At 68.1% G+C, this 398-nt stretch carries 1 protein-coding gene; it reads right to left on the bottom strand.

Going from position 1 to position 398, the window contains the following annotated elements; all coding sequences use genetic code 11:
- Positions 1-398: aldehyde dehydrogenase family protein (locus tag EN850_RS33965; protein WP_136092965.1), on the bottom strand; the 398-nt coding region annotated here is incomplete at both ends.

The raw sequence follows: 398 nt of genomic DNA, 5'->3' as shown, positions 1-398 counted from the left end.
GGCCAAATGGCCCTGTCGTACTGGCCATGCGCGAAACGCTGGTCGAGCGGCAGCAGCCTGGCGAATTCGGCGAAGAAGCGGATCTGCTCGGCGGTCACGGCGATGTCGCCGGCGACAAGCTGGCCGACGGGGCGAGTGGAGCACAGTGCTTCGACTTTGGCGAGCGTTGCGGCTTCCGCCTCGATCAGGTCGGCCCAGGCCTGCAGCGCCCTGGTGCGCTCGCGCGGTCGGACGCCTCCCCAGTTGCTGGACTTCAGCGCCGCTTTTGCGCTTTCCACCGCGCGCTCGACCATGTCAACGCCAGCGAGGGGGCAGGCGGCATAAGATTTGCCGTCCGACGGGCGACGCATCTCGATCGCGCCCTCGGCCGACATCAGCTCGCCGCCGATGAAATGGCC

The organism is Mesorhizobium sp. M8A.F.Ca.ET.207.01.1.1, assembly GCF_004794715.1.
Taxonomy (GTDB): Bacteria; Pseudomonadota; Alphaproteobacteria; order Rhizobiales; family Rhizobiaceae; genus Mesorhizobium.
This window is presented reverse-complemented; position numbering and strand designations above follow the sequence as displayed.